The sequence below is a fragment of the Pseudomonas sp. TH04 genome (assembly GCF_016651355.1).
GTDB lineage: Bacteria > Pseudomonadota > Gammaproteobacteria > Pseudomonadales > Pseudomonadaceae > Aquipseudomonas > Aquipseudomonas fluorescens.
The window spans coordinates 5,352,375-5,365,283 of the sequence record NZ_JAEKEA010000001.1 but is presented as its reverse complement, the minus strand read 5'-3'; the positions used below and the strand labels follow the sequence as shown (position 1 = coordinate 5,365,283).

At 59.7% G+C, this 12,909-nt stretch carries 13 protein-coding genes; 6 read left to right on the top strand and 7 right to left on the bottom strand.

All coding sequences use genetic code 11. From position 1 onward, the window contains the following. The first annotated feature begins 120 nt into the window (after window positions 1–120). Window positions 121–1,419: a mechanosensitive ion channel family protein gene (locus tag JFT85_RS24150; RefSeq protein WP_053257388.1), complete on the top strand. Its 1,299-nt coding sequence runs from the start codon at window positions 121–123 to the stop codon at window positions 1,417–1,419. Between the two features lie 47 nt (window positions 1,420–1,466). Here the strand turns inward: JFT85_RS24150 and JFT85_RS24145 are convergent, their stop codons facing one another. The 3 genes from JFT85_RS24145 to JFT85_RS24135 form a co-directional block, all read right to left on the bottom strand. Then, window positions 1,467–2,333, bottom strand: a complete 867-nt coding sequence (locus tag JFT85_RS24145; protein WP_069551091.1) for a carboxylate/amino acid/amine transporter — start codon at window positions 2,331–2,333, stop codon at window positions 1,467–1,469. A 212-nt stretch (window positions 2,334–2,545) separates the two neighbouring features. Further along, a complete protein-coding gene (locus JFT85_RS24140) occupies window positions 2,546–3,148 on the bottom strand; it encodes an FMN-dependent NADH-azoreductase (RefSeq protein WP_078827090.1) in 603 nt (200 codons plus the stop codon). A 151-nt stretch (window positions 3,149–3,299) separates the two neighbouring features. Further along, window positions 3,300–3,614, bottom strand: a complete 315-nt coding sequence (locus JFT85_RS24135) for a hypothetical protein (RefSeq protein ID WP_053257391.1) — start codon at window positions 3,612–3,614, stop codon at window positions 3,300–3,302. Between the two features lie 49 nt (window positions 3,615–3,663). Between JFT85_RS24135 and JFT85_RS24130 the strand changes: the two genes are divergently transcribed. The 4 genes from JFT85_RS24130 to JFT85_RS24115 all read left to right on the top strand — a co-directional run bounded on the left by JFT85_RS24130 (window position 3,664) and on the right by JFT85_RS24115 (window position 7,887). Next, the gene (locus tag JFT85_RS24130; protein WP_053257392.1) at window positions 3,664–4,587 is read left to right on the top strand and encodes a LysR family transcriptional regulator; all 924 of its coding nucleotides are present in this window, start codon (window positions 3,664–3,666) and stop codon (window positions 4,585–4,587) included. Window positions 4,588–4,601: 14 nt separating this feature from the next. Beyond that, window positions 4,602–5,405: an alpha/beta fold hydrolase gene (locus JFT85_RS24125; RefSeq protein WP_053257393.1), complete on the top strand. Its 804-nt coding sequence runs from the start codon at window positions 4,602–4,604 to the stop codon at window positions 5,403–5,405. A gap of 3 nt (window positions 5,406–5,408) precedes the next feature. After that, window positions 5,409–5,972 (top strand): peptidylprolyl isomerase, encoded by a 564-nt coding sequence (locus JFT85_RS24120; RefSeq protein ID WP_073639100.1) that lies wholly within the window; start codon window positions 5,409–5,411, stop codon window positions 5,970–5,972. An 82-nt stretch (window positions 5,973–6,054) separates the two neighbouring features. Continuing rightward, window positions 6,055–7,887, top strand: coding sequence for an ABC transporter ATP-binding protein (locus JFT85_RS24115; protein ID WP_069551094.1), 1,833 nt, complete (start codon window positions 6,055–6,057; stop codon window positions 7,885–7,887). Window positions 7,888–7,924: 37 nt separating this feature from the next. Here JFT85_RS24115 and JFT85_RS24110 read toward each other — a convergent pair whose 3' ends face one another. Next, window positions 7,925–9,049, bottom strand: coding sequence for a GNAT family N-acetyltransferase (locus tag JFT85_RS24110; protein ID WP_201230570.1), 1,125 nt, complete (start codon window positions 9,047–9,049; stop codon window positions 7,925–7,927). A gap of 284 nt (window positions 9,050–9,333) precedes the next feature. Here JFT85_RS24110 and JFT85_RS24105 point away from each other — a divergent pair, with 284 nt between their 5' ends. Further along, complete coding sequence (locus tag JFT85_RS24105; RefSeq protein ID WP_053257397.1) at window positions 9,334–10,656, top strand: putative porin; 1,323 nt, start codon at window positions 9,334–9,336, stop codon at window positions 10,654–10,656. A gap of 118 nt (window positions 10,657–10,774) precedes the next feature. Here JFT85_RS24105 and JFT85_RS24100 read toward each other — a convergent pair whose 3' ends face one another. From JFT85_RS24100 to JFT85_RS24090, 3 genes are all read right to left on the bottom strand, one after another. Then, window positions 10,775–11,008, bottom strand: a complete 234-nt coding sequence (locus JFT85_RS24100) for an anti-sigma factor family protein (RefSeq protein ID WP_053257398.1) — start codon at window positions 11,006–11,008, stop codon at window positions 10,775–10,777. Beyond that, on the bottom strand, window positions 11,002–11,616 hold the full coding sequence (locus JFT85_RS24095; protein WP_053257399.1) for an RNA polymerase sigma factor: 615 nt from the start codon (window positions 11,614–11,616) through the stop codon (window positions 11,002–11,004). Before JFT85_RS24095 ends, JFT85_RS24100 begins: the two co-directional genes overlap by 7 nt. Before the next feature lie 65 nt (window positions 11,617–11,681). Further along, window positions 11,682–12,803 carry a beta-ketoacyl-ACP synthase III gene (locus JFT85_RS24090; RefSeq protein ID WP_201230569.1) on the bottom strand — a complete coding sequence of 374 codons (1,122 nt, stop codon included), beginning with the start codon at window positions 12,801–12,803 and terminating at the stop codon, window positions 11,682–11,684. Between the last annotated feature and the right edge of the window lie 106 nt (window positions 12,804–12,909).

Below are 12,909 nucleotides of genomic sequence, written 5' to 3'. Positions count from 1 at the left end.
TTACGCGAACGGCGTGAATCAGCTGCTTTTTTGTTAAGACATTTGTCCGTAAAACCAACTTTGTCGCACTTAAATGCTCTAATCGGCCCGTGTTGTCTTACAGAAGAATCGGTTTCGCACATGGATATCAAACAGTTCTGGCTCAACCTCCAAGACCTTTGGGGCACCCTCGACCAACACCCGTTGCTGCATTCCGGCCTGGGTTTGCTGGTTCTACTGGTGGTGGCCCTGCTGCTCGGACGGGTAGCGCGTTACCTCATTCTCCACGCCGTCAAATTGCTCGGCCGGCAACCGGCGCTGCATTGGCTCAACGACCTGCGGCACAACAAAGTCTTTCATCGCCTGGCGCAGATGACGCCATCTCTGGTGATTCAGTTCGGCCTGTACCTGGTACCGGGCCTGAGCAAAACCGCCACGTTGTTTATCGGCAATGTGGCGCTGGCGTTCACCATCCTGTTCATGACGCTGGCGGTGAGCGCCCTGCTCAACGCCTTGCTGGATATCTACGCACGCACCGAACATGCCCGCACCCGCTCGATCAAGGGCTACGTGCAACTGACGAAAATGGTGCTATTCGTGTTCGCCGCGATCATCATCGTCGCCACCCTGATCGACCGCTCGCCCTTGTTGCTGCTGTCCGGTTTGGGTGCGATGTCGGCAGTGATTTTGTTGGTGTACAAGGACACCCTGCTGTCATTCGTCGCCAGCGTGCAACTGACCAGCAACGACATGCTGCGGGTCGGCGACTGGATCGAAATGCCTCAGGTCGGCGCCGACGGTGACGTGGTGGATATCACCCTGCACACGGTCAAGGTGCAGAACTTCGACAAGACCATCGTTTCCATCCCGACCTGGCGCCTGATGTCCGAGTCGTTCAAGAACTGGCGCGGTATGCAGGCGTCCGGCGGGCGCCGTATCAAGCGTAGCCTGCACATCGACGCCAGCGGCGTGCGTTTCCTGCGCGACGATGAAGAAGTGCGGATGACCCAGGTGCACCTGCTCACTGACTACATCAGCCGCAAGCAGGCCGAACTCAAGGCCTGGAACGAAGCCCAAGGCAACAGCGCGCAACTGTCGGCTAACCGCCGCCGCATGACCAACCTCGGCACTTTCCGCGCGTATGCCCTGGCGTATCTGAAAAGCCACCCGGACATCCAGCCGAACATGACCTGCATGGTGCGCCAGATGCAAACCACCGCCCAGGGCGTGCCGCTGGAAATCTACTGCTTCACCCGCACCACGGCGTGGGCCGATTACGAGCGTATCCAGGGGGATATTTTTGATTATCTGCTGGCGGTGTTGCCGGAGTTCGGCTTGAGCGTGTATCAACAGCCGAGCGGCAATGATTTACGCGCAGGCGTATTGCCCGCGGTGTTGGGCGCCAGTCATGTGCCTGCGCTCGAACGCAGCGCGGTATAAGGCCACCCTTCGCCTGTGGGAGCGAGTTTGCCCGCCCCCGCAGGCATTCAGCGCAGGATCGCCTCCTGGCGTGCGCCCAACCGACTGATCCACACCGCCCCCAGAATCACCAAGCCGCCCAACGCCAAGCGCCCCAGCGGCTCGTGCTGGTTCCAGATCAACAGGTTCAGCAACAGCCCCACCGGCACATGCAGGTTGTTCATCACCGCCAGGGTGCCACCATTGACCAGGCAAGCGCCCTTGTTCCACCAGTACATACCCAGCGCGGTGCTGACCAATCCGAGGAACACCAGCACGCCCCATTGCAGTGGCGCTTGCGGCAGGAAGTCGGCTTTGCCGAACAGCAGGAATGCCGGCAACACCACGATCAACGCGCCCAGGTAGAAGTAGCCAAACCGCCGGTAGTGCGGCAAATCACTCGGATAACGCGCCACCAGATGCTTGTACATCACTTGCCCGGCCGCGTAGGTGAAGTTGGCCAGTTGCAGGAGCAGGAAGCCGCCAAGGAAGTGCGGGGTGATCTGGTCGAAACGGATCACAGCCGCGCCGCCCACCGCCACCAGTGCCGCGATCAGCGCCCAAGGATTGAAGCGTCGATTCAGCGCATCTTCGATCAGGGTCACGTGCAACGGCGTGAGGATGGTGAACAGCAACACCTCCGGCACGGTGAGCACGCGAAAGCTCAGGTACAGGCACACATAGGTCACGCCGAACTGCAGCGCGCCAATCACCAGCATGCCGCGCATGAACCTGGGTTCTACCGAGCGCCAGCGGGTCAGCGGGATAAACACCAGCCCGGCGAGCACCACGCGCACCAGCACCGCGAAGTAGCTGTCGACGTGACCGGCGAGGTATTCGCCGATCAAGCTGAAGGAAAATGCCTGAATCAGGGTGACAACCAGTAGATAGCCCATGCGCGCCTCGTTTCGAATGGGCGCGACTTTAAGGGTTTTCGGTGTTTGACGGAACTCGGGGCAAAAAAAACCCGACCTCGCTATAGCGGCAGTCGGGTAGGAGCACTCAGGAGCAACAAGTGCAAAGGGAGGTTCGATACGCGTACTTGAAGGGTTTGCGTGAAGCGATATAAACACCCGGCGATTATGTGACGATTAACCGTTGACTCGGTTCATGCCACAAGTTGCGCCAGCAACGCCTTGGCGTGGTTAAGGCCTTTTTCCTGGAAGTCACCGCTCAAGTTAACCCCTTCGGCATGAATGAACGTGACGTCATGAATCCCGATAAAGGCCATGACCTGGCGCAGGTACGGTTCCTGGTGATCGGAGCTGGCGCCGGTATGAATGCCGCCGCGAGCGGTCAGCACAATCGCGCGCTTGCCGTGCAGCAATCCCTGGGGGCCGGTGGCGGTGTACTTGAAGGTCACACCGGCACGCAACACGTGGTCCAGCCAGGCTTTGAGGGTGCTGGGGATAGCGAAGTTGTACATCGGTGCAGCCATCACCAGCACGTCGGCGGCGAGCAATTCGTCGGTCAATTGGTTGGAGCGGTCCAGGGAAGCCTGTTCGATCGCGCTGCGCTGTTCGGCAGGTTTCATCCAGCCGCCGAGCAGATGCGTGTCCAGGTGCGGCACGGGGTTCAGCGCCACGTCACGCACGGTGATCTGATCCGCCGGGTGAGCCGCCTGCCATTGGCTGATGAACTGCTGGGTCAGTTGGCGAGAGATCGAATCCTGCTGGCGGGCGCTGCTTTCGATGATCAGAACGTTGGACATGGCTCGGTAGGCTCCATCTGCAAATGCTGTAAGGCGATGGAGAAAAGATTAGCCAGGGCCGATTCGATAAAAAAGCGCAAAAAACTGCTACAACCCATCTAGAAATTTGTTTATAAGCGGAGTATTGCTGTGGGCACGCTCCGCTGCTGCGTTATTTTGGAGCGCACGTCAGCTTGATGCGCATTTTGATAATGCTCCGGCTGAAATTGACCGTGGTGTTGGTGCTTTTGCCCGCCTCGACCGTAACTTTACGCGCACGGGGCGCCTCCGGGCCGTTGGTGAAGACCATTTTGCACACCGCGTCGTTGGCCCCGTAGTTGGTCAACCGAATCGAGCTGATAGTGCTGTCGATATCGGACGCGCTGTAATCAATCTTCACCCCCTGAATATCTTTGGAAACATCGGTGGTATAGGCAAACGCCGTCAATGGCAGCAGCGCCAGCAGCACACAACAGAATTTTCTCATTCGGCAGTCTCCAATAAGGACTGCCAGCTTAGGACAAGAGGAGCTCATCTTGAAAGCGCCCCGCGTTACCCTTGATCAATGGCGCACGCTGCAGGCCGTGGTCGACCATGGTGGCTTCGCCCAGGCGGCTGAAGCGCTGCACCGTTCGCAGTCCTCGGTGAGTTACACCGTGGCGCGCATGCAAGACCAGCTCGGCGTGCCGCTGCTGCGCATCGACGGGCGCAAGGCGGTGCTCACTGAAGCCGGTGAAGTGCTGTTGCGCCGCTCCCGGCAACTGGTGAAAAACGCCAGCCAACTGGAAGACCTCGCCCACCATATGGAACAAGGCTGGGAAGCCGAAGTGCGGCTGGTGGTGGATGCCGCTTACCCCAATGCGCGCCTGGTACGCGCGCTGACCGCCTTTATGCCGCAAAGCCGTGGGTGTCGCGTGCGCTTGCGTGAAGAGGTGCTGTCAGGCGTTGAAGAGCTATTGATGGAGGGCGTGGCCGACCTGGCCATCAGCAGCTTCGTCATCCCGGGCTACCTGGGCACAGAACTGAGCGATGTCGAGTTTATCGCCGTGGCCCACCCCGAGCATTCCCTGCATCGCTTGAACCGCGAGTTGAGTTTCCAGGACCTGGAAAGCCAGATGCAGGTGGTGATCCGCGACTCCGGCCGCCAGCAGCCGCGAGACGTCGGCTGGCTCGGCGCCGAACAACGCTGGACCGTCGGCAGCCTGGCCACCGCCGCCGCCTTTGTCAGCAGCGGCCTGGGCTTTGCGTGGCTGCCCCGGCACATGATTGAGCGCGAACTCAACGAAGGCCTGCTCAAGCAGCTACCCTTGGAAAAGGGCGGCAGCCGCAACCCGACGTTCTACCTGTATGCGAACAAGGACAAACCCCTGGGCCCGGCCACGCAGATTCTTGTGGAGTTGCTGCGCACCTTTGACACCGCCCCTCTGGACGCGCCTTTCGCCGCCCCCCAGCAAGCCTGAAACGGAGTTCGTGCATGGCCTGGTTCGACCATGAAGGATGCAGCCTGCATTACGAGGAATATGGCCACGGCAACCCGCTGATTCTGATCCACGGCCTGGGTTCCAGCAGCCTGGATTGGGAGCTGCAAATTCCGGTGCTGGCCAGGCATTACCGCCTGATCGTAGTGGATGTACGCGGCCATGGTCGTTCCGACAAACCGCGCGAGCGCTACAGCATCAAAGGCTTCACTGCCGACCTGAGCGCCTTGACCGAACACCTGAACCTGCCACCGGCCCATGTGGTGGGCTTGTCCATGGGCGGCATGATTGCCTTCCAGTTCGCCGTGGATGAACCCGCCCAGGTCAAGAGCCTGTGCATCGTCAACAGCGCACCCGAAGTCAAAGTGCGCAGTGCCGATGACTATTGGCAATGGGCCAAGCGCTGGAGCCTGGCGCGACTGCTTAGCCTGTCGACCATCGGCAAGGCGTTGGGTGACCGATTATTCCCCAAGCCGGAGCAACATGACCTGCGTCGCAAGATGGCCGAGCGCTGGGCAAAGAACGACAAACGTGCTTATCTCGCCAGCTTCGACGCGATTGTGGGCTGGGGCGTGCAGGAACAACTTTCCAGAATTACCTGTCCAACCCTGGTCATCAGCGCCGACCATGACTACACCCCCGTGGCGCAGAAAGAAATCTATGTAAAACTGCTGCCCGATGCGCGGCTGGTGGTGATCGAGGATTCCCGCCATGCCACGCCCTTGGATCAACCCGATGTCTTTAACGCTACCTTGCTCGATTTTCTAAAGACCGTCGAAACCACTACCCAGGATCACTGACCCATGTTGAAAAAAATCGCCTTCTTTGCCGGTTCTGTCTTGTTCGCCGCCAACCTGATGGCCGCCGAGCCGGCCAAGGCGCCACACGTTCTGATCACCACCACCAATGGCAACATTGAAATCGAACTGGACCCGGTCAAGGCGCCGATCAGCACCAAGAACTTCCTGGCCTATGTCGACAAGGGCTTCTACACCAACACGATTTTCCACCGGGTAATCCCGGGCTTCATGGTTCAGGGCGGCGGTTTCACCGCGCAGATGTCGCAGAAGCCGACCGACGAACCCATCAAGAACGAAGCCAGCAACGGCCTGCATAACGTGCGTGGCACCCTGTCGATGGCGCGCACCAGTGAACCGAACTCGGCCACCAGCCAGTTCTTCATCAACGTGGCCGACAATGCGTTCCTCGACCCGGGCCGTGACGCCGGTTATGCCGTGTTCGCCAAAGTCGTCAAAGGCATGGACGTGGTAGACGTCATCGTCAACTCGCAGACCACCACCAAGCAGGGCATGCAAAACGTGCCTATCGATCCTGTTTTGATCAAGTCGGCCAAACGCATCGACTGAGGTCTGCAGGCAGCTCCGTGCGGTGCTCACAAGGCACCGCGCATATTTGAACAGGAGAGCCCGCCAGGCGGGCGTCAACCTAATGCTCTATCGTCGCTTTGAACAACTGATTGATATCTTCCGCGACGCCCCCAGCGCCGCCCCTCCCGACAAAGTCCTGCCCTTCTACCTCTACTATCTGCGCCAGGTGTGGCCAAGCTTCGCTGCCTTGCTGGTGGTGGGCCTGATCGGCGCGCTGATCGAAGTGGCGTTGTTCAGCTACCTGAGCCGCATCATTGACTTGGCCCAAGGCACGCCGCCGGCCAACTTCTTCCAGATCCACAGCACCGAGTTGATCTGGATGGCCGTGGTCGCCCTGCTGCTGCGCCCGATCTTCAACGGCCTGCATGACTTACTGGTGCACCAGACCATCAACCCGGGCATGACCAGCCTGATCCGTTGGCAAAACCACAGCTACGTGCTCAAGCAGAGCCTGAATTTCTTCCAGAACGATTTCGCCGGGCGCATCGCCCAGCGCATCATGCAAACCGGCAACTCCTTGCGTGACTCGGCGGTGGCGACGGCGGAAGCCATCTGGCACGTGTCGATCTATGCGATCAGTTCGCTCGTATTGTTTGCCGAGGCCGACTGGCGGCTGATGATCCCGCTGATCACCTGGATTATTTGTTACAGCGTTGCACTGCGCTACTTCGTGCCCCGCGTGAAGGAACGCTCGGTGATTTCCTCCGAGGCGCGCTCCAAGTTGATGGGCCGCATTGTCGATGGCTACACCAACATCACAACCTTGAAGCTGTTCGCCCATACGCAGAATGAGCAGGAATACGCCAAGGAAGCGATCATCGAGCAAACCGAAAAAACCCAACTGGCCGCCCGCGTGCTCACCAGCATGGACGTGACGATTGCCATCTTGAACGGCCTGTTGATTGTCACCACCACCGGCCTGGCATTGTGGCTGTGGACGCAGTCACTGATCTCCGTCGGCGCGATTGCCCTGGCCACCGGCCTGGTGATTCGGATCGTCAACATGTCTGGCTGGATCATGTGGGTGGTCAACGGTATTTTCGAAAACATCGGCATGGTGCAGGACGGTCTTAAAACCATCGCGGCGCCGCTGGCGGTGACCGACCGCGAGAACGCCCCACGCCTGAACGTGCCCCATGGCGAAGTGCGTTTCGAACAGGTGGATTTCCACTACGGCAAGCAGAGCGGGATCATTGGTGGCCTGAACCTGAACATCAAGGCCGGGGAAAAAATCGGCTTGATCGGCCCGTCCGGTGCAGGCAAATCGACCTTGGTCAACCTGCTGCTGCGCCTGTACGACCTGCAAGGCGGGCGCATCCTGATCGATGGCCAGAACATCGCTGAGGTCGCCCAGGAAAGCCTGCGCGCACAGATCGGCATGATCACCCAGGACACCTCGCTGCTGCACCGCTCGATCCGTGACAACTTGCTGTACGGCAAGCCGGATGCCACCGACGAGGAACTCACCGCCGCCATCCGCAAGGCCCGCGCCGATGAGTTCATCCCGCTGCTGTCAGACGCCGAAGGGCGTACCGGCCTGGATGCCCACGTGGGCGAACGCGGCGTGAAGCTCTCCGGCGGGCAACGCCAGCGCATCGCCATCGCACGGGTGTTGCTCAAGGACGCGCCGATTCTGATCATGGATGAAGCCACTTCGGCGCTGGACTCGGAAGTGGAAGCGGCGATCCAGGAAAGCCTGGAAACCCTGATGCAGGGCAAGACGGTGATTGCAATTGCTCACCGGCTGTCGACCATTGCACGGATGGACAGGCTGGTCGTGCTGGAGAAAGGCCAGATCGCCGAGACGGGCAGCCATGCCGAGTTGCTCGTCCAGGGTGGGCTGTATGCCAGGTTGTGGCAGCACCAGACTGGCGGGTTTGTCGGTATCGATTAATGCGCAGGGGCCCGGGCAAGCCCCCCTCTGAACGCATTCAGCCCTGCCGATAAGGCAGGGCTGCCCTCGCCTCTTCGGCGTACGCCAGAATCCCCATGCGCTCGCGCTCCAGAAAATCCTCGACAGCACTCTTCAACCCCGGATGGCGCAGGTAATGCCATGAGCGGGTAATCACCGGCTCAAACCCGCGAATCAATTTGTGCTCGCCCTGAGCGCCCGCGTCGAAACGTTGCAGGCCTTCGGCGATGGCGTAATCCATACCCTGGTAGAAGCAGGTTTCGAAATGCAGGCGGTCAAACTCCGCCAGGCAGCCCCAATAGCGCCCGTAGAAGCTGTCGCCGCCGATCAAGCTGAAGGCCATGGCCACCGGGCGTGCACCTTGTTTGGCCAGCACCACGCGAATCGCCTCGGGCATACGCTCGGCCAGCAGGCTGAAAAATGCACGGGTCAAGTAGGGCGATTGGCGGCGCACCGCGTAGGTGTTGGCGTAACAGGCGTAGACAAAATCCCACTGCGCCTCGCTCAACTCATGGCCTTGCAGCCATTCGAAGTCGATACCCTGCCCCGCGACTTGCTCGCGCTCTTTACGCATCTGTTTGCGCTTGCGCGAACTCAACGCGTCGAGGAAGTCCTGGAAGTCGCGATAGCCGCGGTTTTGCCAATGAAACTGGCAGCCCAGACGGTGCAACCAACCCGGTTGTCGAGACAACGCATCGTCGGCCAGCGGGTCGGTGAAATTGATGTGGGCGCTGGAAAGCCCTTCGATTTCCAGGTAGCCCGGCAGGCTGTTCAGCAGCTCAAAACCGTCCTCGACGTTCCTCGCCAGTAAGCGTGGCCCGCTGACCGGGCTGAACGGCACCGCCGTCAGCAGCTTGGGGTAGTAATCAATGCCCGCGCGCTCACAGGCATCTGCCCACCCGTGATCGAACACGTATTCGCCGTAGGAATGCCACTTGCGATAACTGGGCAGTGCCGCCACCAGGTGATCGCCCTCCCAGTGCAGCAAATGCTCAGGTTGCCAGCCCGATTGCGGGCCAAGGCTGGCGCTGTCTTCCAGGGCACTCAGGAACGCATGCCGCACAAAGGGCTGAGCCTGCGGCACCAGGGCATCCCAAACATGGGGCGCGATTTCGGACAGCTTGTCCAGGCGTTGCAACGGCATCGGCATCCTCACTGTTGGTTGGCGTGAAAGCCTCGCGAGTATCGCCTATCACAGCGCCGGGCACACCTCAAACCAACCCGGACAAACCCAGAAACAATTGGTTCCGTTATTAAATAATTTGTCATCTGCATGACATCACTTCGCCACTCCCCCGTCATAAGTGATCGCGATACTGACGCCTGTTTTTTAGAGCGCCTGGTTCTAGCAGGCGGCTATTTTCCGTCCGTCATCGGTCGGTTGTGTCCTGGATGGTTTGCCATCCCTCCTCACTTTCGGAGATTGATATGCGTCTTGCTTCCACTAAAACTGCGGCGGTCCTGTGTGGCGGCCTGTTGCTCGCCCTCAGCGTTCCGGTCAGCGCTGCAGTCGACGCTAAATTGCTCGACATGCTCAAGGCCAACGGCCAGATCACTGCGGCGCAGTACAGCGAACTGCAAGCGGAATTGGCCAAAGACCAGAAAGAAAAGCAGATCGCACAGCAAGCTCAACAAGAGACCAACGAACAGATCGCGGCCACCGCGAAAAAAACCAACGACCTGAGCGTGTTCGACCAGAAGCTCGCCTGGGCCGCCCGTACCCAACTCAAGGGTGACGTGCGCTTCCGTCAGGAAACCGTGAAGATTCAGGGCGAATCCAACAACGGTGGCCGTGACAAGGACCGTCAGCGCATCCGTGCCCGCCTCGGCGCGTACACCGAAGTCAACTCGCAAGTGGACACCGGCATTCGCATTGCCACCGGCAGCAGCGACGACGCGCGGTCGACCAACCAGGACCAGGACAACTATTTCGACAAGAAGTCGATCTGGCTGGACCTGGGCTACATCGACTACCACCCGGACCAGATCAAGAACCTGCACGTGATCGGCGGCAAGATGCTGCAGCCGTGGGTGAACATGGGCGATGTGATCTGGGATAGCGACATCAACCCGGAAGGCCTGGCCCTCACCTACAAATACCCACTGGGCAGCAGCGCAGAGCTGTTCGGCAGCCTGGGTAACTACAACCTCAAGGACAACGTCGACGGCGACGGCGTGCAATTTCGCCACGACCTGCGCCTGACATCCGGCCAGTTGGGGACGCGTTTCTCGGTCACCGACAACCTGAAAATGACCCTGGGCGGCAGTGTCTACGCCTACCAGAACGACAAGGACAGCCGCTGCACCACGACCACCACGCCGTGCGCACTGGCAGTCAACGGTAACTCGGCCGACAACGAGTTCCGCCTGTATGAAGGTTTCGCCCAGGCTGACATCGGCGGCCTGGCAGTGCCCCTGGCGTTCTACGGCCAGTACGTGAAAAACAACGATGCCGTGACCGATCAGGACACCGCGTGGTTGATCGGTGCCAAGTCCAAGGTGTTCGGCTTCAACCTGGACTACAACTACCGCGATATCCAGCGTAACGCCGTGGTGGGTGCCTTCACCGATTCGGACTTTGCCAACGGCACCACCGGCTCGCGCGGTCACAAGATGAAGGTCAGCTACGACATCGACAAGAACTTTGCCCTTGGCGCCACGTACTTCCTGACCAAGGCTGACTACGCCAGCCGCACCCAGCGTGATGCCAACACCAACACCCTGCAGTTGGATGCTGAAGCCAAGTTCTAAATATGTGTAACAAGCCTTGGGCCAGGACGGCCCGAGGTGGTTTCAACAGCTTTGCGTGGGTGGGGCGATCCCCCTCATCCGTTCGACTCACCCACGCGAGTCTGCCTCTGCCCCGCCGTTACTGATCCTTCAGCCGTTCGGCGGCGAGCCGTTCAGCCAATGCATCAGCATCCTTCACCGGCGCTTCCGGCATGATTTTCAGCGTCGCCTGCATCAGGCGCATCTGACGGATAAATCGCCGGCAATTAGGGCAGAACATCAAGTGATGACGCACCAGCAGACGCTCACGAAGGGTCAATTGCCCATCGAGATAGTCACTGGACCGCGCCACTTGCTCTTTACAGGTCAACATTCGCCCGTTTCCTCAAAATGCTCCACCGTAGCGAAGACTTTAAGCCGTGCTCGATGCAACAGCACACGAACATTGGAGAGCGAGAGCGTCAGAAGATTACAAATCTCCTCCAATTCCAAACCTTGGCGCTCACGCAGCACCAGCACACTGCTTTGCAACTCCGACAAACTCAGCAACGTATGCTCCAGGCATTTGCGCAGCTCATCCTCGGTCAGCAGGGCTTCCGGGGTGTCCTGGTGCCAGGCATAGGGAGCGACCGCCCAGTGACCATCGTCGGGGACGAAGCGATCGTCACCGAGGGTGCCATGGGGTGAGGGCAAATCGTCGAGCAATACTTCCCGGCGATTTTGTTTATAGCGGCCCTTGGCAGAGTTGGCCGTGATGGTCAGTAGCCACGTCTTGAGGCTGGAGCGCCCTTCAAATTTGGCCAGGTTGCGCACCACCGATAGCCAGGCGTCCTGCACGATTTCGTCGGCGTGACGCTGCCCGACAATCGCATAGGCCACCGCGCGCATGGCGCTCTGGTAGGTCGTGACCAATTCTTTATAGGCCCGCTGCTCGCCCTTGAGCAGCCGTTCAAGCAGGTGCGCGTCGTCCGCTGCCGCCATTAGAACCTCGATTTCAAAGTGCAAACCCAATCAGTGTGGCAAACCCGATGCCACCTTGACCCTGTTTAGCGCTTGCGCAGGATCACGCTGCCGATCGAATAGCCCGCACCAAACGAACTGAGGACTGCCACGGAGCCTTTCGGCAGGTCATCCTGATAGGTGTGAAACGCAATCACCGAGCCGGCCGAACTGGTATTGGCGTAGGTATCGAGAATCACCGGCGCCTCTTCCACCGAGGCTTCACGGCCCAGCAGCTTTTTCACGATCAGGTGGTTCATGCTCAGGTTGGCCTGGTGCAGCCAGAAGCGCTTCACATCGGAGATATTCAGCTGGTTCTCCTCAAGGTGCACAGCGATCAGTTCGGCGACCATCGGGCAGACATCACGGAAGACTTTGCGGCCTTCCTGCACGAACAGTTTGTCCGGCGCGCCGATCCCCTCTTCCGCCGTGCGGTTGAGAAAGCCGAAGTTGTTGCGGATGTTGTTGGAGAACTTGGTCAGCAGCTTGGTGCTCACCACGTCGAACTGATGCGCGGAGGTCGCCAGGTCGGCACGCTCGAGGATCACCGCAGTGGCCGCATCACCAAAGATGAAGTGGCTGTCGCGGTCGCGGAAATTCAGGTGGCCGGTGCAGACTTCCGGGTTGACCATCAGGATCGCCCGCGCCTGGCCCAGTTGGATACTGTTGGCGGCGTTCTGGATGCCGAAGGTGGCCGAGGAGCAGGCCACGTTCATGTCAAAACCGAAGCCTGCGATGCCCAGGGCTTCCTGGACTTCGATGGCGATGGCCGGATAAGCGCGTTGCAGGTTGGAGCAGGCAACGATTACGCCGTCGATGTCGGCAGCCGTCTTGCCGGCGCGCTGCAGGGCTTGCTCGGCAGCGCCGATCGCCATCTGGCAGAGTACCGACCACTCGTCATTGCTGCGCTCGGGCAGGCGCGGCGCCATGCGCTGCGGGTCGAGGATACCGTCCTTGTCCATGACAAAACGGCTCTTGATGCCCGACGCCTTTTCGATAAAGGCTGCACTGGACTCGGTCAGCGCCTGCACGTCACCGCGCTCGATGGCGGCAGCGTTGTCGCTGTTGAACTGCTGCACGTAGGCATTGAAAGACTGCACCAGCTCTTCGTTGGAGATGCTGTTGGCCGGGGTGTACAGGCCAGTGCCGCTGATGACGACGTTATGCACGGTCGTTCCTCTAAATCTGTCAGGCAGAAGATATTGGTACCGTCGTACCAAACTTTAAGTCGTTCGATCCCGTCCAGCGGGCATCAAACTGGCAACGCTTTATTCC

Excerpts from the sequence above, each read along its gene's own strand:
- JFT85_RS24095 (WP_053257399.1), bottom strand. The coding sequence starts at position 11,616 with ATGGCGGCAGCGGACGACGCGCACCTGCTTGAACGGCTGCTCAAGGGC.
- JFT85_RS24125 (WP_053257393.1), top strand. The coding sequence starts at position 4,602 with ATGGCCTGGTTCGACCATGAAGGATGCAGCCTGCATTACGAGGAATAT.
- JFT85_RS24145 (WP_069551091.1), bottom strand. The coding sequence starts at position 2,333 with ATGGGCTATCTACTGGTTGTCACCCTGATTCAGGCATTTTCCTTCAGC.
- JFT85_RS24150 (WP_053257388.1), top strand. The coding sequence starts at position 121 with ATGGATATCAAACAGTTCTGGCTCAACCTCCAAGACCTTTGGGGCACC.
- JFT85_RS24140 (WP_078827090.1), bottom strand. The coding sequence starts at position 3,148 with ATGTCCAACGTTCTGATCATCGAAAGCAGCGCCCGCCAGCAGGATTCG.
- JFT85_RS24110 (WP_201230570.1), bottom strand. The coding sequence starts at position 9,049 with ATGCCGTTGCAACGCCTGGACAAGCTGTCCGAAATCGCGCCCCATGTT.
- JFT85_RS24105 (WP_053257397.1), top strand. The coding sequence starts at position 9,334 with ATGCGTCTTGCTTCCACTAAAACTGCGGCGGTCCTGTGTGGCGGCCTG.
- JFT85_RS24135 (WP_053257391.1), bottom strand. The coding sequence starts at position 3,614 with ATGAGAAAATTCTGTTGTGTGCTGCTGGCGCTGCTGCCATTGACGGCG.
- JFT85_RS24100 (WP_053257398.1), bottom strand. The coding sequence starts at position 11,008 with ATGTTGACCTGTAAAGAGCAAGTGGCGCGGTCCAGTGACTATCTCGAT.
- JFT85_RS24115 (WP_069551094.1), top strand. The coding sequence starts at position 6,055 with ATGCTCTATCGTCGCTTTGAACAACTGATTGATATCTTCCGCGACGCC.
- JFT85_RS24120 (WP_073639100.1), top strand. The coding sequence starts at position 5,409 with ATGTTGAAAAAAATCGCCTTCTTTGCCGGTTCTGTCTTGTTCGCCGCC.